Below are 24,547 nucleotides of genomic sequence, written 5' to 3' on the forward strand. Positions count from 1 at the left end.
CCACAATCGGGCGTCACGGTCGTCTGCACGACCTGGCTGAAGGTCTTCCGGTTCGGGTCGCTCTTCGCCGCGCTCACGTCGATGCCGAAGACTTCGAAGTGGGACTTCGGCCGGCTCCCCGATCGAAGCACAGCGGACGCGATCCGCCTGCCGGACTGGAGCGAAGCCGTCGAAGCGACCCGGCTCCTGACCTCACCGGCCTACCATCTGCTCGGTTCCTGGCACCATCTCGCCCCGCTCCCGTACCTGGGGCAGACGCTCGCCTACATCCGCGACGACCCGAGCCTGGAGCACGTGTAGCGCGCCAGGGCGTCACGTTCGTCGGCGCCACCCGGCTGAGGGTGCCGTGCGGGGACCTCACTTCACCTCGAAGAAACTCTCCGCGAGCGGCGGGTCCTTCGGCGTGTAGCTCGTCGTGGAGAGGGAGTTGTCCTTGAGCCAGACCAGATCCACACGCCAGATCCCGCGCGCCGCGAAGCGGGCCACCTGGATCTTTCCGATCCACGGCGCTCCGGGATCCCTCGAGGACCTCGCGCAGGTGAAGTAGATCTTCGGCACCTGGCCGTTGGGCGAGGCCGGCCCCGAGACCCACCCGGAGAGCGTGACCGCCCGTCCACCCGGGTCCGAGACGTCGGCCGTCACGCGGATCTCGCTCGCGGCCTCGTTCGAGACGATCGTCGGCGCGAGGCTCAGCCTCTCGAGCGTCGGAGGATCCGCGTCGCACTCGCTGCCGACGACGTCGAAGCCCGCGTCGGCCGTCGGCGGCGAGCTCGCGGTCAGCGTGGCGGTGTTGTCGGCGCCGTCGGTGACGCGGAGGGATTGAAGCGTCCAGCGCCCGCACTCCGCGGTGGCCGGAACGGAGATCCTCTCCTCCCAGAAGCCCGGTTCGGTCCCCGGCCGGCACAGGAAGGGGATCACCGCGGTCTTCGACGGGCTCGAGAACTCCCCCCGGACGACCTTGACCCCGGAACGATCGTCCTGCGCCTCGATCCGGAGCCCGCTGCTCTCGCCCGCGCTCACGGTCGCCTTCTCCATCCAGAAGCTCAGCACCTCGGGCGGCGTCGAGTCGGAGTCCGCCGAGAGGACCTCGAGCTTCCCCCCAGCCGGGACGGTCGCCGGCGTGTACCTGGCGTCGAGCCTGTTGCTCGCCTGATCGAGCACGACGAGGCTCGCGACGTACCACAATCCCGTCTCGGCCTTCGGCGGGATGGAGACCCTCGCGGAGAAGACGCCGTCCGCGCTGCCGTCCCCCTGCGCCTCGAACACCACCGTCGCCGTCCCGCTCGGATTGCTGATCACTCCCTTGACGGAGCGGACCCCCGAGAGATCGTCGCTCGCCTGGACCACCAGCCTCGACGCGCTGCCGTCGTTTACCCGCGCCGGGGTGAAACGAAGGGACTCAACGGAAGGGGGGGTGCGATCCTGGCCCGGATCCTGATCGCCGGCCGGCGGCTCCGGCTGGTCTCCCGGTTCGTGAGGCGACGCGGACGTCACCTGGGCCCGGGTCGTCTTCTCGGGAGGAGCGGCCCGGGATCTTTCCCGTGTTTGGCCCGCAGGCGGCGGAAAAGTCGGCGGGGCGGCGGGGCGCGTGGAGGGTGCGGGGCCCAGCGCGGGCTCTGCGTCGCCCGGCGGTTCGGGCTCTTTCGTGGCGGGAGGCGGGGTAAATGTGACGGCGCGGCTCGCGACGGGCGGAAGCGATTCAGGCGACGTCCCGGCGGGCGGGGATCGATAAAACGATGGCAGGGGGTTGGAACGCGCGGGAGCCGGGGCGGCGACCTCCACCCCTCCGCGCTCGGCCGTCCGTGCCGGCGGGCGGCCCGCTGGAGCGTCATTCGATGCGACGGGCGAGCTCGTGCCTGCCGGCGCGGCGGGCTCTTCCCGGGAATTGGAACGGAAGAGGACGATGTTGAAGGCGAGCGACAGGGCGAGGACGGCCCCGATGGCGTACAGGGCCAGCTTCAGCCGGCGGCTTCCCTCAGTCGAGGCCATGGATTTCGCTCATGACGATGGTCGGAACTCTGGCACATCGCCGGCGCTCTCGGCAACGAAGATGGCCCCACCCGCTGGCGAAACCTCGTCCCGCGTTCCATCATCCAACCCACATCTGGAGGTGACGCCGTGCTCTTCAGCTCGAAGAAGTCGACGATGATCCGGCCCGAAGAAGCCCTCAAGGGACGCGACCGGAAGATGCCCGTGGCCGCGAAGCACCACGTCCTCGGCGCGCCGATGGAGCCCCCGTTCGCCGGAATGGAGACCGCGGTCTTCGCGATGGGGTGCTTCTGGGGAGCGGAGCGGAAGTTCTGGCAGGCGCCCGGGGTCCACTCCACCTCGGTCGGCTACGCCGCCGGCTACACACCGAACCCTTCATATGAAGAGGTGTGCAGCGGCGGGACCGGCCACGCCGAGGTGGTGCGCGTCGTCTTCGATCCCGCGAAGACGTCCTACGCCGAGATGCTGAAGATCTTCTGGGAGAACCACGACCCGACGCAGGGGATGCGCCAGGGGAACGACGCGGGGACGCAGTACCGATCCGGGATCTACCCCGAGAACGACGCGCAGAAGATCGCCGCCGAGTCGTCGCGCGCCGCCTACCAGGAGAAGCTGAACGCCGCGGGGTTCGGGACGATCACGACCGAGATCGTCCCCTCCCCCGCCTATTACTACGCCGAGGAATATCACCAGCAGTACCTCGCGAAGAACCCAGCCGGGTACTGCGGCATCGGCGGAACCGGGGTGAGCTGTCCCATCGGGGTCGCGGCGGCGAAGTAGCGTCGGCCAGCGCGCCCGGCGCGGCACACCCGGTGACCGCTCCCGCGGTCCCATCCTCTGGACGCTCGCCGAGAGCGGCGATAGGATCACGCGCGTGTGTGGGCTCCTCGTGGCCGGGCGGCAGACCAGTCTCCAGAGGAGACGGGTGCAAGACCTGATAGAGGCGGCCGCGCCGTGCTGGGCCGGTGAGGCGCTCGTGGGGCGGCGTTATTTCGGCAGTTCCCTCCGGACGGCCGAACGCGACGTGAAGTGGATCGGGTTCCAGGTATTCAAGGAGCACACGGGGGGCGGCGTCTACGGCGGCCCGGGCGAAACTGTGGCGAGCATCCTGCGCGCGGCGAGCCTGGAGGCCGCCGAGATTGGATTGGCGACTCCGCCGGAAGAAAGCGCGCGCATACTCGGTGACCTGGAATTCGCCGTGGACGAGTTGCGGCACATGACGCAATTCATCGGTCTGTACGCGAGAGCCGGCGGCGAGCTCGCCCGGAGCATCGCGTCGATGGGACAGTTGGAGAGCGCTCGCCGCCTCGCTTCCCTGCGTCACGAACTGCGCGCCACCGAAGTCGGGCGCACGGCAGTCCACCTCTCGGAGGGCGGAGGGGTCGGGCTTCATTTCGGCATCCACGACCACTTCGCATCGCACCCGCCGGCCGGTGACATCGACGTCGAGATCTTCCGGCTGACGCGGGCGATTCTCGCGGACGAGGGCCGCCACATGCTGTCCCGTTTCCGCGCGACGCGGGCGCTCGTTCAAGACGATCCGTGGTGGACTGACCTCGAGGCGCACCTGGTGGCGATCTGTGCCACGAAACTGCGCGAACGGAACGAGCAGTTCTCGTCTCCCCTCGGGGATGACGAGGTCGCTTCCATCCCGGCGAACCGTGCGCTGGGTCAGAGCTATCTCCGGGATCATCTCGGCTTCCTGCTGGCCGGACTCTGATCCCGTGAGGGCGCCTTCACCGAAGCTTGTCCCGCTCGCCGACGTCCGCCCGAGCGATGGCGGCGCGGTCACCGTCGCCGCACGGTGGTGCGCGGCCGCCCGGGACCTGCCGGAGGCTCCTCGCGTGATGGCGTTCGGGACGCAGGAGTCTGCCCTCGTTCTCGTCGGCGCCGGCCGCAGCCTCTCCCTTCAGCGCTATGCCGATGCGCCGGTTCCTGGTCACGTCCTCTGGGGGCGCCTGGAGGAGTTCTGCCAATCCCGGGCATTCGTGGCCGGATACATCGGTTTCGACGCCGTGTGGTCGGACGAGACGCGGCGACCGGCGCAGCGCGCCGGTTCCAATTCGGCTCCGACCCTGCATCTCTGGGAGCCGCAGGGAGTCATCCGGATCGACGTCACGCCGTCGGGCAGTGCGGAGATCTCGATTCTGCAGGCGTGTGCGGACCTGAGCACGATGCGGCCCGGACCGCTCGGCGCGTTCGAAGCTGTCCCGCTCAGAGATCTCGATGGCGAAGCGCGCCCGTTCCGGGAGTCCGTCGCACGGACGATCGCATTCATACGGCGTGGCGAGGGGGAGAGGTTGACTCTCGCGCGCCGCATCGATCTTCCCGACGACCTCGACATCCTCGCTTCATTCGCTGCGCCACCTGCGATTTGCGACAGCAACGTCGGGCGGAGCTTTTATCTCGCAACCCCCTCGATCGAGCTGGCGGGTCACAGCCCCGAGTTGCTTGCGAGAGGCGACCCGGAGGGGTTTGTCTGCTACAAGCTGTCCGGCACGGGCCCGCGCCATTCGGAGCCGGCGGAGGACGCCCGGCTGCGCGCCCGGTTCCTGGTGGACGGGAAGGTTCTGAAGGAGCACGCGCTGTCCATCGAAGCCACCCGCGGCGCACTGGAGGCGGTGGGCGCCGTGAGGACAGGACACATGGAGGTGCTGGACCGGCCCGGGCTTCGCCATCTCAGGACTCCATTGAGCGTGGCCACACGGCCCGACGCTTCCTGGTCCATGATCATGAGAGCCGTACTGCCCTCCGGTGCGCAGCCCCGCGCAGCCGGGCTCCAGTCTCTCGACGGCCTGGAGCGCTTCAGCAGGGGCGCGTACTACGGAATCATCGGCGTGCGGACGCCGGATGGCAGGTTCGAGTTCTCGCAGGTTCTGCGCACGCTCTTCCGGGACCGGACGGGGGTCTGCACCTTCGTCGGCGCCGCCGTCACGGGCGATTCGACGGTCGATGGCGAGAGCGACGAGACGCGGCTCAAGCTCGATGACGTGGTCGCGATGCGCCGGGCGTGGCGCACCGTCAGCAAAGCGCGAGAATCCGGTTCAGGACGGCATCGCGTCCCGCAATGACTTTGAGCTCGTACTCCCTGGCCGCTGCCAATCGGGCCCGCATCGAGTCTCGCCCATCATGGACCGCAGCGATCGCCGCATGGACATGCGCCTCCAACACCGCACCGCGAGGGCTCTCGGTCAGCGGGGTCGCGACGCCGAATCCCCGGCACTTCGCGGCGAGCGACGGCTGATCCCAGAAAAACGGGTACGAGACCATCGGCACGCCGTGACAAATCGCCTCGTGGGTCGAATTCAGCCCGTGATGCGTGATGAACAGGTCCGCTTGCCGGAGAATCGCCCATTGATCCACGAAACTCTCGACGGCCACATTGGGCCTGGTCAGGGCGCGCATCTCAGCGGCGCCCAGTTCGGCGCCCCCGAGGCTGATCGTCGCCTCGGCTCGCGGATAACGGGCGATGGCCGCGGAGATGGACTCGAGCGCCGCCAGCGCCTCGGTCGCGTAGGAACGCCACACCACCGTTCCGAAGGAAACGTAGACCCTGAGCGTCGCGTCGCGCCCGAAGTAGCAGGGACCTTGATCGCGATTCCGCGCAACGATCTCGTCCGTCGAGGGCAGAGACCCGAAAAAGGCCACCGGCTCGAACACGGCACGTTCCCCGGCCGTCAGGTACTCCGGCGGTTCTCCGTAGACGTTGAGAATCGGGCTCAAGCCCGCCACATAGGAGAACGGCGAGGCGTCGCGAACACCGTACCGGTCGCGGAGCAGCTCGACCGCGCGCAGGCACTGCGTGGAGACCACGACGCGCGCATCGGTCGCGAGAATCCGCTGGAACTCGCCGGGGTCCACGTTGTGCCCGGCGCAGACGTTCACGTGCGGCACGCCGATGCGGGCCGCCGCCACGCGCCCGATCATGGCAAACGTGTCGGAGAGGATCAGAGACGCGCCGAGCGCTTCGACGTCGCGCTGAACCTGTTCGATGTAGTGCCCGGCGTAGCTGACGGATCGCATGGCGATGGGGAACGACCCGGCGTCCGCCGCTTCCAGCGGGTACTTGCCGAAAAGATCGACGAACGTGCCGCCGGCCGCGGCCACCGCGCGCTCGAACCGGCGATGCGTGAAGACGTGAGCGGCCACACCTCTCGAGGACAGCCCGGACACCAGCGGAAGCAGCCGGCGCATGTGCCCATCGGCAACCATCGAGAAGACCGCGACCGCTTTCATCCTGCGCAAGCCCCACGTCACCTGAAACATGATGCACGATGCCGGCGCGGAAAGCGCTCGACGGTGCGACCCGCCGGGCGGGAATCCGGCTAGAATGCCGCCATGATCTCGTTCGACGCGTTGCCGGGTGGCGATGTCATTCAGGCGGGGCTTCGTGACCTCGCCGCGGGCCGCACGACCGACGCCGCTCTTCTGGTCCTGATCGGCGCCCATCGCCTGCGTCGCGCCGGAATCGATGTCCCCTCGATCGAAATCCAGGACGTGGAGCACCGCCTGTACGAGAGCCTCGCGTCCACGGGATCGGACGACGCGCACTCCCGCTACAACGCGATGATCCGCCTCCTCGTCAGCTTCGAGCGCGCGGTCGAATGCGCCGGCTGACGGACGAAGCACGCGTCCGCGAGCTGATGGCGCGGCTCGGCGCGTTGGATGTCGGCGAGACCCGCGTCTATTTCACGGGAGGGGTCACCGCGGTTCTTCTGGGGTGGCGCTCATCCACCATCGACGTCGATCTCACGATCGTGCCGGAGTCCGACGCTCTGCTTCGGGCCGTCCCCGCCCTCAAGGAAGAGCTCGAGATAAACGTCGAGCTGGCGGCCCCGTCGCATTTCATCCCCGAGCTTCCAGGGTGGGCGGATCGGAGCCTCTTCATCGCGCGCGAGGGGCGGGTCTCCTTCTATCACTACGACCCGTACTCCCAGGCGCTCTCGAAGATCGAACGCGACCACGAGAAGGACCGAGGCGACGTCGCGGCCATGCTCGACCGGGAAATCATCGAGCCGGGGAAGCTGCGCGAGCTGTTCGACGCGATCGAGCCTCAGTTGTACCGATATCCGGCAATCAACCCTTCGTCGTTCAGACGCGCCCTCGACAGAACGCTCAGCGGGCGCTGACTCGGCTCACCGCCGTGTCCATCATGCCGCCCTCGCGCGTGTCACAGATCGCCTCCGAGCGCCTAGACGGGAAGAGGTCGCGAAGCAGGGACCTCGCCGACAACTTCTCGCAGGAGGAACACATGACCAGGCTGGCGACACTTTCCGCCGTTCTCGTCATCTCGACCGCCACGCTTTCCCTGGCGCGCACCCCCGAGCCCCCGGCGCCGGCGAGCGCGACGCAGGCCGCGGCCTATGCTCCCGTCCAGGGCGACGTCCCCGCGGGACACTACTGCAACATGGGATTCTTCACCCCTGACGGGCTTGTTCGGTTCCATGCCCTCGTGGAGAAGATTGCGGCCGCGGTGACTGAGAGCGAGGAGCTCGAGAACGGCTATCTCTTCAAGTTCTCTGGTCAGTTCCGGGAGGCCGGGGAATGGATCGACGGCGTCCGCGGTTGTTGTCCGACGATCGAATACTCCGTCGCGTTCACACCGCACGGCGGGCCGGTCACCCTGCGCATCACGGGCGGGGCGGGCGCCAGGGAGTTCATTCGGGAGGAATTCCGCAAGATCATCCATGAGAAGGGGTGAACGGCGGTGTCGATCAGGATCCTGCTCGTGGGGTGCCTCTGCATCGCGGCCCTGAGCGCAGCTTCGGAAGCGAAGCCCTCGGTGACGTGGAGTTACACGTTTACCGGCAGGGACGCGGGGGCATCGCCGAGCCTCGACGATGTCCTCGCGTCCGCGCGGGCCGCCCGGCGGCCCGTCATGATCGACTTCACCGCCGAGTGGTGCGCCGCGTGTCGCCTGCTCGATCGGGACACGTACACCGCCCCCGACGTGATCCGGGAGGCGGACCGATTCGTCACCATCCGGATCGACGCGACGAACGTCGACGACGTGACGCAGCGGTTCACCCAGCGCTTCGGTGTCCGTGGATTGCCGACCCTGGTCTTCGTCACCTCGCGCGGCGCCGTGCTCGCCTCGTCGAAGATCCTCGGGCTCGTGGACGGCCCGAGGCTCGCGCGCGAGATGCGAGGGGTTCCCTGACCACGCCGCAAGCGCGCGCCGCGATTCAGGATCTGTTCAGGCGCCTCGCCGACGGAGACCGCTCCGCGATCGAGCCGGCCTTCGCCGCGCTCTGGCCCCTTCTCCGCGGGTTCGCCGCGCGCGCGCTGCACGACGACGGGCATGCGGAGGATGCCGCGCAGCAGGCCATGATCAAGCTGTTCGAGCAAGCGGCCGACTTCGACCCGTCCCGCGACGGCGTCGCATGGGCGATCGCCATCACCTCTTATGAGGTCCGATCGATCCGGCGAAGAGGCCTGCGGCGCCGGGAAGAAGCGCTTGACCACGCGGCTGAAGCTCTCGCGACGACCGACACGCCCGAGGCGATGGTCGTCGACCGCGATCTCGCGCGCGCCGCGCGCGAGGTGCTCTCGGGGATGAAAGAGGAGGACATGGCTGCGATTCTCGTGGCGATCGGCGAGCGCCGCCCCCTCCGTGACGCGACGTTTCGAAAACGCCTCCAGCGCGCCCTCGCGCGGCTGCGCCATGCCTGGGGGGCCAAACATGAGATCTCCTGACGAGGTCATCCTCCGCGTCCGGTCCGCCTACGAGCGCGGGAGGATTCTCCGCGCACTGCGCACATCGGTCCTCGTCGTGCCGATGGTGCTGGCGTCGTTCGGAGGCTGCGGCCGCCCGGCCACGTCGATCGTGATCGGCGTCGTTCTCGCGACCGTCGCCACGTGTCTCGTGTGGCGCGGCGGGATCACTGGTCGCGCGGTGTGGCCTGGGCTTGTCGCGGGGCTCGCCGCGCTCGTGGTCCCCCTCGTGGCGTGCAAAGTGCTGGAGTCCTACGGAATCGGCGGCGCCCTGCCCCTCGCCGCGTGCGTCGTGGGCGGTCTCGGGTCGGGGCTGATCGTGACGCGGTACGCGATGCGCGAGCGCGACGAGCGCGCGCTCTTCGTCCTCGTGGGGGGCGGCACCGCGGCGCTCGCGGGAGCGCTCGGCTGCCTCGGCGCAGGGTTCGGCGGGGTCATCGCCATGACCGCCGGCCTCCTCGCCGTCACGCCTCTCGCGCTGAGGGCTGACATCCGGCGGTCCTGATTGGTGTACCTTCCCCCCGCCATGCCCCTCACCCCCGGCACGCGCCTCGGCCCTTACGAAATCCTCTCCGCGCTCGGCGCGGGCGGCATGGGCGAGGTCTACCGCGCGAAGGACACGCGGCTCGACCGGACCGTCGCGATCAAGGTCCTGCCGGCTCACCTCTCGTCGAACGCCGATCTGAGGCAGCGCTTCGAGCGGGAGGCGCGCGCGGTCTCGAGCCTCAACCACCCGAACGTCTGCACGCTCCACGACATCGGTCGCGAGGGGAACACGGACTTCCTCGTGATGGAGCTCCTCGAGGGGGAGACCCTGGCCGCGCGCCTCGGGCGCGGGCCGGTGCCGCCCGCCGAGCTTCTCCGCTACGCGGTCGAGATCGCCGACGCCCTCGACCGCGCCCACCGCTCGGGGATCCTGCATCGCGATCTGAAGCCCGGCAACGTCATGATCACGAAGACGGGGACGAAGCTCCTCGACTTCGGCCTCGCGAAGGGGATCACCCAGGCTGCCGCCTCCCCTCTCACGGCGGCTCCCACCGCCACGAGCCCGCTGACGGCGCAAGGAACGATCGTCGGCACCTTCCAGTACATGGCCCCCGAGCAGTTCGAAGGGAAGGAGGCGGACGTACGGAGCGACATCTTCGCCTTCGGCACCGTCCTCTACGAGATGGCGACGGGGAAGCGCGCCTTCGAGGGGAAGACCCAGGCGTCGATGATCGCCGCGATCCTCGAGCGCGAGCCCGCGCCGATCACGTCGATCCAGCCGCTCGCCCCCGCCGGCCTCGAGCGCGTGGTAAAGCAGTGCCTCGCGAAGGATCCCGACGAGCGCTGGCAGAGCGCCGGAGATCTCAAGAGGGAGCTGAAGTGGATCGCCGAAGGGGGATCGCAGGCGGGAGTCCCGGCTCCGGCGATCGCACCGGGGCGGCGGTCATCCCTCGTCCTCGTGACGGTCGTGGCGCTCCTCGTGGCGGCGGGTTTCGCGGCCGGATTCCTCCTCCGAAAACCCACGACCCCCGCCGTCCTCCATGCGACGATCGACCTCCCCCCCCAGATCAAGCTCGATCCGGAGAACCTCACGCTCGCCCTCTCTCCCGACGGCCGGACCCTTGCCTTCACGGGCTTCACGACGGGGGGCAACAGCCAGATCTGGATTCGCCCTCTCGACGCTGCGAGCGCGGTCCCTCTCGCCGGAACGGAGGGGGCCACCTGCCCCTTCTGGTCCCCGGACGGCCGGTACCTCGGCTTCTTCGCCGATCGAAAGCTGAAGAAGGTGCCCGCTTCCGGCGGCACGTCGCAGACTCTCTGCGACGCCCCGACGGGACGCGGAGGGACGTGGAGCCGGAACGGCGTCATCGTCTTCGCCCCCGGCATCTTCGGGGGGCTGTACCAGATCCCCGCGGCGGGCGGCACCCCGTCGGCGCTCACGACGGCGGGGAAGGAAGGACAGACGGACAGGCTTCCCCATTTCATGCCCGACGGCAAGCACGTCCTGTTCTACTCCGGCAAGGCCGTCGATGACGGTCACAATGGGATCTACGCGCTCGACCTCGCGACGAAGAAAATTTCTCTCGTGATGAACACCAACAGCGAGGCGCAGTATCTCGAGAATGGCTACATCGCCTACGTCAGGGAGGGAAACCTCCAGATCCAGCCGTTCGATCCCGTGAGCCTCCGCCCGAAGGGCGACCCCGTCCCCATCGCGGAAAAGGTCCGGTTCAGCGCCTACCGCTGGACGGGAGCGGTGACGGTCAGCGCGGCCGGCCCGGTCATCTTTCAGACGGGCTCCGGGGCCTCCAAGGATCTCCTCACCTGGTACGATCTCGACGGCAAGAAGCTCGCGACGATCGGCGAGCCGACGAGCTTCGGAGACTTCACTCTCTCGCCCGACGGCCAGCGCGCGCTCGTCACGCTGAGCGCGGGAGACAGCAAACCCGATCTCTGGTCGTTCGATCTCCACCGCGGCGTCGGGAGCAAGTTCACGTTCACCCCGGGGTTCTACAACGGCACGGCGTGGTCGCCTGACGGAGAGCAGATCGCCTACTCGAACTACCCCTCGATCTTCATCAAGCTCGCCAACGGGGCCTCAGGGGAACGCTCGATCTTCACGACCAGCGCCTCGATCATCGCCGTGAACGACTGGTCGCCGGACGGCAGGTCCATCGTCTTCAGCCAGCTCGGCAACCAGGCGGGGTGGGACCTCCTGACGGTGCCCGTCTCGGGAGGCGCGCCGCAGCCGTTCCTCGCCTCTCCGGCCAACGAGAAGAACGGTCGCTTCTCCCCCGACGGAAAGTGGCTTCTGTACCTCTCGGACGAGACCGGCCGCGACGAGGTGTACGTGGTCCCCTACCCCGGCCCCGGCGGAAAGTGGCAGATCTCCTCCGGCGGGGCCTACGAGGCCGCGTGGCTCGGCGACGGGCACCAGATCGCCGTGACGACGATCGAGTACAGCCTTCTCGCCGTGGACGTCCAGGCGCGGGGATCGAGCCTCGCGGTCGGCGCCTCGCACCCTCTATTCGGCGGCGTGGCCATCGTCGGCGCATTCCAGATCACGCGCGACGGGAAGAAGATCCTCGTCGCGTCGCCCCTGGAGAATACCAACACCTCGAACCCGCTGACGATCGTCACCGACTGGGTCGCGGAGCTCCAGAAGAAATAACCGCGGCTCGACGCCACCTTTACCCCGATCCCCGGTGAGGGGAATCCGCGCCTCCGAGCGTTGAGATCCGTGTCCCGGCGGGCTACGCCGCGCCAAGGGGGAGGAGCGTCGCATGAAGAAGAGCTTCGGGGCACGATTGTTCCGACTGGCCGTTGCCGGCCTCCTTCTGGCGGTGCCCGGGAGCCCCGCGCAGGCGGCGACCCCGCCCCAGGTGTCGCTGCTGAAGGACATCAATCTCTCCGGCAGCTCGCTGCCCCTTCACCTGACAGGCGCGAACGGGATGCTGTTCTTCACGGCCAACGACGGCATCCACGGGGTCGAGCTGTGGAAGAGCGACGGGACGTCGTCCGGAACGGTCATGGTGGCCGACATCAACCACGGGCTCGGCGGCTCGTCCCCCAACCTCCTGACGAACGTGAACGGGACGCTCTTCTTCACGGCCAACGACGGCGCGAGCGGCCTCGAGCTGTGGAAGAGCGACGGGACGGCGGCCGGGACGGTGCTTGTGAAGGACATCGTTCCCGGAGCGGGCGGCTCGTTTCCCGACTACCTGACGAACGTCGGCGGGACGCTGTTCTTCAAGGCACTGGACGCCGCCCACGGAGCCGAGCTCTGGAAGAGCGACGGCACCGAGGTGGGGACCGTCCTCGTCGCGGACATCAACCCGGGCGCCGGGAACTCGAATCCCGCCTACCTGACCGACGTGAACGGGACGGTCTTCTTCCAGGCGACGGAGCCCGTCCATGGGGGTGAGCTCTGGAGGAGCGACGGGACGGCGGCCGGAACGGTTCTCGTGATGGACATCAACCCCGGCGCCGGCAACTCGTTTCCATACGAGCTGATCAACGAGAATGGCACGCTCTTCTTCCCGGCGGTCTACGCGTACGACCCGAACGGAAAGCCCGTCGGAACCGAGCTGATGACGACGGGAGGCCTCGTCAAGGACATCAATCTGTCCGGCAACGGGAACCCGTCGCGCATGACGGACGTGAACGGCATTCTCTTCTTCACGGCGTCGGACGGCTTCGCCCACGGTTTCGAGCTGTGGACGAGCGACGGCACGACCGGGGGGACGAGGATGGTCAAGGACATCGCCCCCGGAGCCGCTGACGCCTTCCCGGGCGGCGTGGCGTCGGGGTTTCTGACGAACGTGAACGGGACCCTCTTCTTCACGGCGAACGACGTCGTCCACGGCGTCGAGCTCTGGAAGAGCGACGGGACGGCAGCGGGAACCGTTCTCGTGTTGGAGATCGTCCCAGGCAACAGTACCTCCTCGGGCCCCATCAACCTCCTGAACGTCGGCGGCACGCTGTTCTTCAATGCTTTTGACTTCAGCCATGGGACCGAGCTCTGGATGAGCGACGGGACGGCGGCGGGAACCGTTCTCGTGGCGGACATACGTCCCGGCACCGCCGGCTCGAATCCCTACTATTTCGCCAACGTCAACGGCACGCTCTTCTTCACGGCGGACGACGGGGTCCACGGGTCCGAGGTCTGGACGACGGGCGCCATCACCGATCCGCCGCAAATCACCAGCGCGAGCGGCGCGACCTTCACCGAGGGGGCGCCCGGATCCTTCACCGTGAAGGCGACGGGAAGTCCGACGCCGACGCTGAGCCTGTCGGGGGCGCTGCCTTCCGGCGTGACGTTCGATCCCGCGACCGGCGTTCTCGGCGGACCTCCTGCGGCGGGGACGGCCGGAGCCTACCCGCTCATGATCACGGCGAGCAACGGCGTGCCCCCCGACGACCTCCAGCCGTTCACTCTCACCGTCAACGCCCCTGTCGGCGCGGACACGACGCCGCCCGCGCTGATGCTGCCGCCGGGCGCGACGGTCGAAGCGACAGGCCCCTCCGGCGCCGTCGTGACCTTCGCCGCCACCGCCGTGGATCTCATCGACGGCCCGCGCCCGGTGACGTGCGTGCCGGCGTCCGGCTCCACGTTCCCCCTCGGCATGACGACGGTCAACTGCACGGCGAGCGACCTGAGCGGCAACATCGCGCACGGCTCCTTCACCGTGTCGGTCCAGCCTCCGGCGCCGCCCGTTCTCACGCTTCCGGCGAACCTGACGCTCGAGGCGACGGACGCCTCCGGCGCCGTCGTGAACTTCATCGCCACCGCGGTGGATCTCGTCGATGGCCCGCGACCGGTGACGTGCGTGCCGGCGTCGGGGGCCACATTCCCCGTCGGCGTGACGACCGTCGACTGTTCGGCCAGCGACTTGAACGGCCATGTCGCGAACGACTCGTTCACGGTGACGGTCCTGCCGGCGGCGCCGCCCGTCCTCGCGCTTCCGGCGAATCTGACGCTCGAGGCGATGGGGCTCTCCGGCGTCGCCGTGAATTTCAACGCGACCGCGGTGGATCTCGTCGACGGCCCTCGCCCGGTGACGTGCGCGCCGGCGTCGGGCTCCACGTTCCCCGTCAACCTGATCTTCCCGACGACCGTCAACTGTTCGGCGAGCGACCTGACCGGGCACGTCGCGAACGGCTCGTTCACCGTGATGGTCCAGGCGGGGGTGCCACCCGTTCTGACGCTTCCGGCGAACATGGCGATCGAGGCGACGGGCGCGTCCGGCGCCGTCGTGACCTTCACCGCGACCGCACTCGACGCCTTCGACGGCCCGCGGCCGGTGACGTGCGCGCCGCCGTCGGGCTCCACGTTCCCCATCAACCCGATCAACCCGACGACCGTCAACTGCTCGGCGAGCGACCTGTCCGGCAATGTGGCGAGCGGCTCGTTTGACGTGGCCGTCCGGGACACGACGCCGCCGGTCCTTTCGCTTCCCGCGAGCCTGACGCTCGAAGCGACGGGTCCCTTCGGCGCGGCGGCGAGCTTCACCGCGACCGCCACGGATCTCGTCGACGGCCCGCGGCCCGTGGCGTGCGTGCCGGCGTCGGGATCCACGTTCTCCCTCGGCATGACGACGGTCGACTGTTCGGCGGACGATCTGTCCCGCAACCGGGCGAGCGGTTCCTTCACCGTGACGGTCCAGGACACGAAGCCGCCCGTTCTCACGCTGCCGGGGAACCTGGCGCTCGCCGCGACCGGACCGTTCGGCGCCACGGCGACGTTCACCGCGACCGCCGCGGATCTCGTCGACGGCCCGCTCCCGGTGACGTGCGTGCCGCAGTCCGGCGACACGTTTCCGCTGGGAACGACGACGGTCAATTGCTCGGCAAGCGACCAGGCCGGACATGTGGTGCACGGCAGCTTCGCAGTCGTCGTCGGCGACGTCACACCCCCCGTCGTCATCCCTCCCGCTCCCATCTCGGTGCTCGCCACCGAGCTCGGCGGCGCGCGCGGCGCGGCGGTGCCGGCTCTGGCCGCTTTCCTCGGCGCGGGATCTGCGAACGACGCGATCGATCCGGCTCCCGTGCGGCTCCCTCCTCAGGTGAGCGCAATCGATGTCGACGACCAGTCGCTCTTCGCCGCCGGAAAGACGACGACGGTCACCTTCCGGTACCGCGATGCGAGCGGAAACACGGGCACCGCTCTCTCCACCGTCTTCGTGGAGGGAGCCGCGGCGCAGATATCGGATCTGATCCCGGTGGTCAGGGGCCTCGGGCTGTCCCGGAAGCTCACGGGCAACCTCGTTACCAAGCTGCAGGACGCGGTGAGCTACGTCAACGCCGGAAAGGTCACGCGCGCGTGCGTGAAGCTCGAGAAGTTCATCGAAGTGGTGAACGCCCAGTCCGGGAAGGGCATCGCCCCGGCCGACGCGAGCGCCCTGATCGCGGAGGCGACGCGGATACGGTCGGTGCTCGGCTGCCTGTAGCCGGGAATCCCGGAGGCAAGCTCCAGTGCAGCACGTTCATCGAGCGGGATGCCCGGCTGTCGTGCGGGCGATGACGTCTCCGCCGGCCGTGTTGTACCTTTCCGCTCGTCTATGACCCTCACCCCCGGCACGCGCCTCGGCCCGTACGAGATCGTCGGCCCGCTCGGGGCCGGCGGCATGGGCGAGGTGTACCGGGCGCGCGACACCCGGCTCGATCGTGCCGTCGCCATCAAGGTGCTGCCGGCGCACCTCTCGTCGAACGCGGGGCTGAAGGCGCGGTTCGAGCGCGAGGCGCGCGCCGTCTCGAGCCTGAACCACCCGAACATCTGCACGCTGCACGACATCGGCCGCGAGGGGGAGACCGACTTCCTCGTCATGGAGCTCCTCGAGGGGGAAACGCTCGCCGCGCGCCTCGAGCGCGGGGCGATCCCCACCGGCGAGCTGATCCGGATGGGCGTCGAGATCGCGGCGGGGCTCGATCGCGCGCACCGCGCCGGGATCATCCACCGCGACCTGAAGCCCGGGAACATCATGCTGACGAAGTCGGGGGCAAAGCTCCTCGACTTCGGCGTGGCGCGGAGCCTCGCCGCCTCATCCCCCTCCGGCGCGGGTCTCACGGCGGCGCCCACGATGCACAGCCCGCTCACGGCGGAAGGGTCGATCGTCGGGACGTTCCAGTACATGGCCCCCGAGCAGTTCGAGGGGAAGGAGGCCGACGCCCGGAGCGACATCTTCGCCTTCGGCTCGGTCGTCTACGAGGCGGCGACGGGAGTGCGCGTCTTCGAGGGGAAGACGCAGGCGACGCTCATCGCGGCGATATTGAAGGAAGAGCCGAAGGCCCCGATGGAGCTCCAGCCGATGATCCCGCCGGCGCTCGATCGGCTGATCCGGACCTGCCTCGCGAAGGACCCCGAGGAGCGGCGTCAGACCGTCCACGACGTGCTGCTCGAGCTGAAGTGGATCGCCGAGAGCGGCTCGAAGGCGGGGGTCGCGATGCCGGGAGATGTCACGACGGCGCCAATCGCGATTCCGAGGCGGGCTTCCGTCCTTCCGTGGCTCCTCGTCCTCACGCTGGGCGCGACGCTCGCCGCGGTGGCCGTCACGGTGATGCGGACGAAGCCCGCGGCCGCGGAGGCCGTGCGACTCGGCATTCCCGCCCCGGAAGGGGCGATCTTCAACCTCTCCGGAGATGTCGGGGGGCCGCCGGTCCTCTCCGCCGACGGAAAGTTGCTCGCCTTCTCGGCGATTGCGAAGGACAGCCGGAGCCACCTGTTCGTCCGGCCGCTCGACTCTCTCGAAGCCCGGATCATCCCCGGGACCGAGGGGGCGAACTTCCCCTTCTGGTCCCCCGACGGGCGCTCCCTCGGCTACTTCGCGGACGAGAAGCTGAAGCGCGTCGACGTGGCGACGGGAACGTCCTTCACGCTGTGCGACACGAACCAGGCCCGCGGAGGCACCTGGCTGGCCGACGGGACGATTCTCTTCGCGCCGAGCTTCCAGTCGGCGATCCATCGGATACCGGCCGGCGGGGGGAAGCCCGTGCCGGTCACGACGATGGACGCGTCGAAGCACACGACGCACCGGTGGCCGCAGGCGCTGCCCGACGGCCGCCACTTCCTGTACATGGCGGCGTCTCACAAGACGGGCCCCGCCCCCGACACCGGGATTTACTTCGGATCGGTGGACGGCGGGGAGGAGAAGTTCCTCGTGAAGACGCTCGCGAACGGCATCTACGGCGCCGGCTACCTGCTCTACGTCCAGGACGACACGCTCGTCGCCCAGCCGCTCGATCCGGTCACCGGGAAGCTCACCGGCGAGCCGGTGCCGACGTCGGAAAAGGTGCGCATCGACACGACGACGTGGAAGTCGAACACGACCGTCGCGGGCAACGGGGTCCTCGTGTACGAGGCGGCCGGCACGTCGGGGGGGAGCTTCGTCCGGTGGATGGAGCGCGCCGGCAAGCCCGGAGAGCCGATCACGCCGTCGGGAGTCGTGCTCAACACCCGGCTCTCCCCCGATGGTCGAAGCCTCGCCGTGGAAGCGGGAGGGCCGACCGCGGACATCTGGGTCTACGAGCTCCAGAGGAACACGAAGACGCGCCTCACGTTAGACACGGCGGACGACGGGACCCCGATATGGTCCCACGACGGAAGCCGGATCTTCTTCGCGAGCTCCCGCTCCGGCAAGCGCTACGAGATCTACGAGAAGGCGGCGGACGGCTCCGGCGACGAGCGCCTCGTCCTCAGCATGGACACGGACGTCTGGCCGGCCGACGCCTCCCCGGACGGCCGGTACCTCGCGTTCGTGAAGGGGGTCTACGCGAACCGGACGGGGACGGACATCTACGCCCTCCCCCTCACCGGAGAGAAGAAACCCTTCCTGGTCGTGGGCGGCCCCTCGAGCGACGGGGAGGGGGCCTTCTCCCCCGACGGCCGCTACTTCGCCTACTCCTCGGACGAGTCGGGACGCCAGGAGATCTACATCAAGCCCTTCCCACCCCCGGCGTCGGGAGGCGGGCGCTGGCAGGTGTCGACTTCGGGAGGGATGCTGCCGCGCTGGCGGCGCGACGGGAAGGAGATCTACTACCGGAAGAACGACAACTCCACGATCGCCGGCGTCGCGGTCGAGCCGAGGGGCGGCTCCCTCGTGACGGGACAGGAAAGCGATCTCTTCCTCGCCTTCCAGACGTGGGGATCCAACTCCTACGACGTCGCCCCCGACGGCCAGCGCTTCGTCGTGCTCACGTTCGGATCCGACGTCAGCAAGCCGCTCGCCGTCGTCCTGAACTGGACCGCCGCGCTGAAGTAAGATGCCCGCCATGCCGCGCCGCGTCGCCATCATCGGGGTGCCTCTCGACCTCGGAGCCAACCGCCGCGGCGTCGACATGGGGCCGAGCGCCCTCCGTGTCACCAACCTCGCCGCGCGCCTCCGCGAGCTGGGGCACGACGTCGAGGATCGAGGCGACGTGCACGTCCCCATCCCCGAGGAGTGCGCGGTCGGCGAGCCGAGCCGAAGGTACGCGAAGGCGATCCAGCGGGTCTGCGAGGCCCTCTGCGACAAATCGCTCGTCGCGCTGAAGGACGGCCGGGTCCCCATCGTCCTCGGGGGCGACCACTCCCTCGCGATGGGATCCATCGCCGCGACGGCGCGCGTGCATCGCGAGCGGGCCGAGCGGATCGGGCTCATCTGGTTCGACGCGCACGGCGACATGAACACCCCCGAGTCGACCGACACGGGAAACGTCCACGGCATGCCCCTCGCCCACGTGCTGGGACTCGGCGACACCGGGCTCACCTCGATCGGGGGCATGAAGCAGAAGGTCGATCCGGCGCACTGCGCCCTCGTCGGCATCCGCGACCTCGACGAGCGCGAGAAGGGGCTCATCCAGAAGAGCGGCGTCCGCGTCTTCACGATGAAGGAGATCGACCGGCGCGGCGCGGCCGCGGTGACGGAGGAGGCCGTCGGCCTCGCAGGCCGCGGGACGGCCGGCGTGCACGTCAGCTTCGACATCGACGCGTGCGACCCGAGCGTCGCCCCCGGCGTCGGAACCCCGAAGAAGGGGGGGCTCTCGTACCGCGAGGCTCACTTGTGCATGGAGCTGATCCACGACTCCGGCAAGCTCCTCGCGATGGACATGGTCGAGGACAAGGTCCGGCTCCTGTTCGGCGCCCGCCAGACGGGGAAAACGGAGCTGCTCAGGCACTCCGTTCGCGACGGGAACACCGCCTCATTCGACCTCGGGGCCACCGAGACGAGACGCCGCTTCGAAACCGACCCGGCGAGCTTCGGCAGAGAGGTGCGCGCCCTCCCCGCACGCATCGGGAGCCTGGTCGTGGACGAGATCCAGAAAGTTCCCGCGCTCCTCGACGAGATTCAGAATCTCTTCGACGAGAGGATGGATCGCTTCCAGATCTACCTGACCGGGAGCTCCGCGCGAAGCCTGCGCCGCCATTCGGCGAACCTGCTGCCGGGGCGGTCCCACGTCTTTCGACTCCTCCCCGTCTGTCTCTGGGAGTCGGAGGGGCCGGAGCGCGCCGACTGGCCCGGCGCCGAGCCGAAGTCGCGCCGGAGGAGCGGACGGAGTCCGCTGCAGGATTTCCCGGCCCAGAGCCTCGAGCGCACCCTCCTGCTCGGAAACCTGCCCGGCGTCCGCTCGGAGAGCGACCGGACCGCGGCCGCGACTCTCTCGGCCTACGTCGAGAACTACCTCGAAGAGGAGGTTCGAAGGGAGGCGCTGGCCCGGGACCTCGGCTCGTTCGCGGTCTTCCTGAAGCTGGCGGCCGTCGAATCCGGACGCCAGGTGAACCTCGCGCGGCTCTCACAGGAGAGCGGCGTCCCGGCGACATCGCTCAAGAACTACTACCAGGTCCTCGAGGAGACGTTCACCGGATTCTGGCTGCGCCCCTACGCGCGACATGGTCGAAAGCGGCTTCTGACGACGCCGCGGTTTCTCTTCTTCGACACGGGCGTCCGGAACGCGGCCGCCGGGCTTCCCCCGACCCGCGCCCTTCTCGCCTCCGAAGGCCCGGGTCTGCTCGAACAGTGGGTCGGCCTCGAGCTCTTCTGCCGGGCCACTTACGCGGGAATCGGACACGGCGTGAGCTTCTGGCGCACCGTTTCCGGGGCCGAGGTCGACTTCGTCTGGCAGAGTCCGCGCGAGGACGTCCCCATCGAGGTGAAGTGGACGTCGCGGCCCGGGCCGGGTGACGCCCGGCACGTCGAGGCGTTCCTGTCGGCGTATCCGAAGCGGGCGCGCCGAGGTCTCGTCGTCTGCCGCTGTGACCACCCCCAGATGTTGACCCCTCGCGTCCTCGCGGTTCCATGGAATCGGCTCTGATGGGCCCCCTCGGGAACAATCCCGTCGAATTCCGCCGCGAGCTGGGGCTCCTCGACGCCTCCGTGGTCGTCGCCGGGGCGATCCTCGGCGTCGGGATCTTCGCGAACCCGTCGAACGTCGCGCGGATCGTCGGGACGCCGGGGATGATCATCGCCGCCTGGTGCGCCGGCGGGCTGCTCGCCCTCTTCGGCGGCTTCGCGTACGCCGAGCTCGCGTCGCGGCTCCCCTACGTCGGCGGCCAGTACACGTACCTCGCGCGCGCCTATCACCCGATCATCGGGTTCCTCTACGGCGTCGCGCTCCTGTTCATCATCAACGGCGGGTCGATCGCCGCCGTGGCGATCCTCTTCGCGAGCTACCTCGACGCGTCGTTCGTGCCGCTGGGCCCGATCGGCGTGCGCGCCGTCGCCGCGGGAATCCTCGTGGCGCTGACCGCGGTGAACGCAATCGGCATCCGGACCGGCAAGCGCGTCAACAATGCGCTCATGGCGGCGAAGGTCCTCGGCGTCGCCGCGCTGATCGCCCTCGCGTACTTCGGGAGCGGCGCCCCACCAGCGGGGGCCACCGTCTCAGCGCCCCCCGTCGCATCGTGGCCTGCGCTCCTCCTCACCGCCCTCGTCCCCATCATGTTCGCGTACGGCGGATGGCAGAACTGCGGATCGATCGCCGGAGAGATCAAGGACCCGGCGAGGAACCTCCCGCGCGCGAACGTCCTGGGCGTCCTCCTCATCATCGTGCTCTACGTCGGGCTGAACCTCGCGTACCTGCACGTCCTCTCCCCCGGGCAGATCGCGGGATCGACGGCCGTGGCCGCCGACGTCGCGCGGGCGGCGGGCGGGGCTGCCGGCGCGCGCTTCGTCGCGGGGCTGATCGTCGTGTCGAGCCTCGGCTTCCTCTCGGTGATCATCATGACGGGGCCGCGCCTCTACTACGCGATGGCGAGGGACGGGCTCTTCTTCCCGCGGGCGGGGACGCTCCACGCGCGCTTCCGCACGCCCACGTTCACGCTCTGGTTCCAGTGCTTCATGTCGATCGCCCTGCTCCTCTCCAACACGTACGACCAGCTCCTCTCGTACGTCGTCTTCGCCGACTGGCTCTTCTTCGGCCTGACCGTGGGGGCGCTCTTCGTGCTGAGGCGCCGCGATCCGGCTGGCGACGGAATCGCCTCGATGCCCGGACACCCGATCACGACGCTCGTCTTCGTCGCCGCCGCCGCCGGCATCGTCCTCAACAGCTTCGTCGCCTACACGACGCAGTCGCTCATCGGGACGGCGATCCTCGTCGCTGCGGGGTGCTGTTATCCGATCGTCGCCCGGAGGAGGGCCGCCTGATGCGCTTCCGCGAGATCGCGTACATGAGCTGGGCCAAGGCGAAGCCCCGGGTCTCGATCGACCTCGCGCGGAGCGGGATCGAGGCGTGCCCGGCCTCCCTTCTTCGATTGAAGCCGAAGGACTTCGTCACGCAGCTCCCGGCGGGATACGGCTGGCCGCCGCTCCTGGCGGCGCTCGGCTCGCGGTACGGTGTCGCCGCGGATCGCGTCTTCACCGTTGCGGGCGGCACCAGCCTCGCGAACTTCCTCGCGTGCGCGACGGCTCTCGACGGCGCGCGCCGCGGCGACGAGGTGATCGTCGAGCGCCCGACGTACGAGCCGCTGTTGCGGATCCCCGAGTCGCTGGGCTGCCGCATCGTGCGGCTCCCCCGCCGTTTCGAGGACGCCTGGGCGATCGATCTCGATCGTTTCGCCTCGCTCGTGAGCGCGCGGACGCGCCTCGCCATCGTCACGAACCTCCACAATCCGTCCGGAATGCGGATCGATCCCGCAACGCTCCGCGAGATGGCGCGGATCCTGAAGCGCGTGGGCGCCCACCTTCTCGTGGACGAGGTCTACCTCGAGTGCCTCTTCGACCGGCGTGTCGAATCCTCGGTGCACGCGGGACCGAACGTCGTCACGACGAACAGCCTCACGAAGGCCTACGGCCTCGATGGGCTGCGCGCGGGGTGGATCCTCGGGCCCCGCGACTTCATCCGGCGAGCCGGGAAAATCCACGACCTCCTGGGAGTGAACGGCGTCGCCCCCGGCGAGGTGATGCACCTCGCGGCGTTGAGGCGACTCGCGCCCATCTCGCGCAGGGCCCACGCGATGCTCGACCCAAACCTCGCCGCGGTGCGCCGCTTCCTGGTGTCCGAGCGCCGCCTCGAGGCGCACGTGCCACCCGGAGGGAACGTCCTCTTCGCCCGCCTCCCGAAGGGGCTCGACGCCGAACGCTTCGCCGATCGTCTCCGTGAGCGCTACTCCACACTCGTCGTCCCGGGGAGCTTCTTCGAGTCGCCACGCTTCATCCGCGTGAGCTTCGGCGTGACCCCCGCCCGCCTCGCCCGCGGCCTCGGCAACATCTCGGGGGCGCTTGACGAGTTCGAAGATGAGTCCGGTCTCGCGGAGGCGAAGAAGGCGCTCGCCGATCCGAAGAACCGCAAGCGAATCCCCTGGAACAAGATCAAGAAGTCACTCCCCCACCGCCGTAGAACCTGAAATCGCCGTTCGACGCAGTCTTGCCCGGCTCTCCCTCGAGGCCTGAACCCCGCCAAACCCCGCGCCAACCGCCACGTTTCAATAAAGTTCAAATTATCTCTTGACATTTCATTTCATCCGTCGGAGCATGCGCGACTCTGTCCCCACATCGTCAGGTTTTGGAAAGCGGAGGTCGCCATGTGCGTCAATCGAGCGCGCAGCCTCTGGACCGTCCTGCTGGCCGTGATCGTGCTGGCTTTCCTTCCCGCGTACGCGGGAAGGACGGCGCAGATTGTCGGCACGATCACTGACGAGACCGGCGGACCGATCCAAGGGGCCCAGGTGACGGTGTCCGGGCCCGGTGTGCTGGGCCCGAGGAGCGTCAGCACCGATTCCGAAGGACGCTTCCGGATCAACGCGGTGGACGCCGATCAGCCTCTGGAAGTCCTTGCCGAATCCGACGGCAAGGTCGCTGTGGAGTACCACGAGCTCCGGATCAAGCCCGAGAGGGTCAACCATCTGGATCTCCGGCTCCGCAGCCGCGGCACGCACGACATCCTCGTTCTCATGGATGATCGCGTGCCCTACCATCAACTGGCTCTCGACGGAGCCCGATCCACGCTTCCGGGGCACGTGCGCCTCATGGAGGTGGGGGAGGCGACGCCGTCGACGGGCCGCGGGATCCTCAGGGCTCTCGACGAGCACCCGAGCGCCGTCCTCGCCATCGGAGAGGAGGCGGCGCGCATCGCCCGCGCCTACGTCCGCGAGATCCCCGTCGTGCACTCCATGGTCCCCGACCCCGTCGTGGATCAGGAGATGGCGGAGAGCCAGTGCGGGATCTCGCTCGTGGGGGGATTCGACCGCCAGATCGAGCGGCTCGCGCGGCTCGACGGCGGCATCCGGCGGGTCGGGATCCTCTACGACCCGTCGCGGCTGGATCACGCAGTTCGCGGGTTCCGGCGCGCCGCCGCCGCGGCGGGGATGACGGTGGTCGCCGCCCACATCCATCAGCCCGCGGACTTCGCCGGAGCGCTCGGCGATCTGTCGCGCGAAAGGCTCGACGCGTTCGTCGTGCTGATGGATCCGGACGTCTACACGGCGCAGAACTTCGAGCGCGTGAGGCGGTTCGCGCACGACCAGGACATCGTCCTGATCGTCCCCGACGCCTCGATGGCGGGGCCCGGAAAGATCTTCACGCTCGGCCCCGGCTTCTGGGAGTCGGGAGCGGTCGCGGGGATGCTGATCCGCCAGATCGTCGAGGGGCGCCTCAAGCCCATCGACGTCGGCATCCGGGAGGCGACCGAAGGGGAGGTGGCGGCCGCGAAGGCGGCGACGAATGTCCCCAGAGCGTGGGGGCCGTCTCCCGGGGGGGAGCTGCCCCTGATCGGGGCCACCGTCACCTCCGCGAGCCTGCGGACCGGAGCGCCGGGGGGCGCGCCGGACGGTGACCGGAAGAAGTAGTTCGCGCAAGAGCAGACACATGGGAGCCCAACCGGCTCCCGCGATGGGGGGTTAGGAGAGCCTCCGCGGTCCCAATCGGGATCGCGGGGGCTTTTTTCTTTT

18 protein-coding genes are annotated in these 24,547 nt (G+C 69.0%); 16 read left to right on the forward strand and 2 right to left on the reverse strand.

Annotated elements, in window-relative coordinates; all coding sequences use genetic code 11:
- A partial coding sequence (locus HY049_12145; GenBank protein MBI3449651.1) for a hypothetical protein occupies positions 1 to 300 on the forward strand: 300 nt, incomplete at its 5' end.
- A 57-nt stretch (positions 301 to 357) separates the two neighbouring features.
- On the opposite strand, the gene HY049_12150 is transcribed toward HY049_12145, so the two are convergent.
- A complete protein-coding gene (locus tag HY049_12150; GenBank protein ID MBI3449652.1) occupies positions 358 to 1,347 on the reverse strand; it encodes a hypothetical protein in 990 nt (329 codons plus the stop codon).
- A 771-nt stretch (positions 1,348 to 2,118) separates the two neighbouring features.
- Here HY049_12150 and msrA point away from each other — a divergent pair.
- From msrA to HY049_12165, 3 genes are all read left to right on the forward strand, one after another.
- Positions 2,119 to 2,769, forward strand: coding sequence for a peptide-methionine (S)-S-oxide reductase MsrA (msrA, locus tag HY049_12155; GenBank protein ID MBI3449653.1), 651 nt, complete (start codon positions 2,119 to 2,121; stop codon positions 2,767 to 2,769).
- A 145-nt stretch (positions 2,770 to 2,914) separates the two neighbouring features.
- On the forward strand, positions 2,915 to 3,709 hold the full coding sequence (locus tag HY049_12160; GenBank protein ID MBI3449654.1) for a hypothetical protein: 795 nt from the start codon (positions 2,915 to 2,917) through the stop codon (positions 3,707 to 3,709).
- Between the two features lie 124 nt (positions 3,710 to 3,833).
- Complete coding sequence (locus HY049_12165; protein MBI3449655.1) at positions 3,834 to 5,060, forward strand: chorismate-binding protein; 1,227 nt, start codon at positions 3,834 to 3,836, stop codon at positions 5,058 to 5,060.
- Here the strand turns inward: HY049_12165 and HY049_12170 are convergent.
- A complete protein-coding gene (locus HY049_12170; protein MBI3449656.1) occupies positions 5,011 to 6,495 on the reverse strand; it encodes a glycosyltransferase family 1 protein in 1,485 nt (494 codons plus the stop codon). The genes HY049_12165 and HY049_12170 overlap by 50 nt on opposite strands.
- Positions 6,496 to 6,593: 98 nt before the next feature.
- Between HY049_12170 and HY049_12175 the strand changes: the two genes are divergently transcribed.
- The 12 genes from HY049_12175 (at position 6,594) to HY049_12230 (ending at position 24,445) form a co-directional block, all read left to right on the forward strand.
- Entirely contained in the window at positions 6,594 to 7,118 is a 525-nt protein-coding gene (locus HY049_12175) for a hypothetical protein (protein MBI3449657.1), read from the forward strand.
- Between the two features lie 122 nt (positions 7,119 to 7,240).
- Positions 7,241 to 7,690 carry a hypothetical protein gene (locus HY049_12180; protein ID MBI3449658.1) on the forward strand — a complete coding sequence of 150 codons (450 nt, stop codon included), beginning with the start codon at positions 7,241 to 7,243 and terminating at the stop codon, positions 7,688 to 7,690.
- Positions 7,691 to 7,696: 6 nt separating this feature from the next.
- Entirely contained in the window at positions 7,697 to 8,149 is a 453-nt protein-coding gene (locus HY049_12185; GenBank protein ID MBI3449659.1) for a thioredoxin family protein, read from the forward strand.
- A gap of 167 nt (positions 8,150 to 8,316) precedes the next feature.
- Positions 8,317 to 8,685: a sigma-70 family RNA polymerase sigma factor gene (locus HY049_12190; GenBank protein MBI3449660.1), complete on the forward strand. Its 369-nt coding sequence runs from the start codon at positions 8,317 to 8,319 to the stop codon at positions 8,683 to 8,685.
- The gene (locus HY049_12195; protein ID MBI3449661.1) at positions 8,672 to 9,208 is read left to right on the forward strand and encodes a hypothetical protein; all 537 of its coding nucleotides are present in this window, start codon (positions 8,672 to 8,674) and stop codon (positions 9,206 to 9,208) included. The genes HY049_12190 and HY049_12195 overlap by 14 nt, the downstream gene beginning before the upstream one ends.
- On the forward strand, positions 9,209 to 11,860 hold the full coding sequence (locus HY049_12200) for a protein kinase (GenBank protein MBI3449662.1): 2,652 nt from the start codon (positions 9,209 to 9,211) through the stop codon (positions 11,858 to 11,860).
- Between the two features lie 112 nt (positions 11,861 to 11,972).
- A complete protein-coding gene (locus HY049_12205; protein ID MBI3449663.1) occupies positions 11,973 to 15,638 on the forward strand; it encodes an HYR domain-containing protein in 3,666 nt (1,221 codons plus the stop codon).
- A gap of 111 nt (positions 15,639 to 15,749) precedes the next feature.
- Positions 15,750 to 18,446: a protein kinase gene (locus HY049_12210; GenBank protein ID MBI3449664.1), complete on the forward strand. Its 2,697-nt coding sequence runs from the start codon at positions 15,750 to 15,752 to the stop codon at positions 18,444 to 18,446.
- A 1-nt stretch (position 18,447) separates the two neighbouring features.
- Complete coding sequence (gene rocF / locus HY049_12215; GenBank protein MBI3449665.1) at positions 18,448 to 20,475, forward strand: arginase; 2,028 nt, start codon at positions 18,448 to 18,450, stop codon at positions 20,473 to 20,475.
- The gene (locus HY049_12220) at positions 20,475 to 21,806 is read left to right on the forward strand and encodes an amino acid permease (GenBank protein ID MBI3449666.1); all 1,332 of its coding nucleotides are present in this window, start codon (positions 20,475 to 20,477) and stop codon (positions 21,804 to 21,806) included. The genes rocF and HY049_12220 overlap by 1 nt, the downstream gene beginning before the upstream one ends.
- Complete coding sequence (locus HY049_12225; protein ID MBI3449667.1) at positions 21,806 to 23,005, forward strand: pyridoxal phosphate-dependent aminotransferase; 1,200 nt, start codon at positions 21,806 to 21,808, stop codon at positions 23,003 to 23,005. Before HY049_12220 ends, HY049_12225 begins: the two co-directional genes overlap by 1 nt.
- 177 nt (positions 23,006 to 23,182) lie before the next feature.
- Entirely contained in the window at positions 23,183 to 24,445 is a 1,263-nt protein-coding gene (locus tag HY049_12230) for a carboxypeptidase regulatory-like domain-containing protein (GenBank protein MBI3449668.1), read from the forward strand.
- Positions 24,446 to 24,547: the final 102 nt, after the last annotated feature.

This window comes from Acidobacteriota bacterium (assembly GCA_016195325.1).
Taxonomy (GTDB): Bacteria; Acidobacteriota; Polarisedimenticolia; order JACPZX01; family JACPZX01; genus JACPZX01.

What these genes read in the sequence shown, in the direction of transcription:
- HY049_12175 (MBI3449657.1), top strand. Translation starts at nt 6,594, where the DNA reads ATGCGCCGGCTGACGGACGAAGCACGCGTCCGCGAGCTGATGGCGCGG.
- HY049_12180 (MBI3449658.1), top strand. Translation starts at nt 7,241, where the DNA reads ATGACCAGGCTGGCGACACTTTCCGCCGTTCTCGTCATCTCGACCGCC.
- HY049_12190 (MBI3449660.1), top strand. Translation starts at nt 8,317, where the DNA reads ATGATCAAGCTGTTCGAGCAAGCGGCCGACTTCGACCCGTCCCGCGAC.
- HY049_12195 (MBI3449661.1), top strand. Translation starts at nt 8,672, where the DNA reads ATGAGATCTCCTGACGAGGTCATCCTCCGCGTCCGGTCCGCCTACGAG.
- HY049_12205 (MBI3449663.1), top strand. Translation starts at nt 11,973, where the DNA reads ATGAAGAAGAGCTTCGGGGCACGATTGTTCCGACTGGCCGTTGCCGGC.
- HY049_12210 (MBI3449664.1), top strand. Translation starts at nt 15,750, where the DNA reads ATGACCCTCACCCCCGGCACGCGCCTCGGCCCGTACGAGATCGTCGGC.
- rocF (MBI3449665.1), top strand. Translation starts at nt 18,448, where the DNA reads ATGCCCGCCATGCCGCGCCGCGTCGCCATCATCGGGGTGCCTCTCGAC.
- HY049_12220 (MBI3449666.1), top strand. Translation starts at nt 20,475, where the DNA reads ATGGGCCCCCTCGGGAACAATCCCGTCGAATTCCGCCGCGAGCTGGGG.
- HY049_12225 (MBI3449667.1), top strand. Translation starts at nt 21,806, where the DNA reads ATGCGCTTCCGCGAGATCGCGTACATGAGCTGGGCCAAGGCGAAGCCC.
- HY049_12230 (MBI3449668.1), top strand. Translation starts at nt 23,183, where the DNA reads ATGTGCGTCAATCGAGCGCGCAGCCTCTGGACCGTCCTGCTGGCCGTG.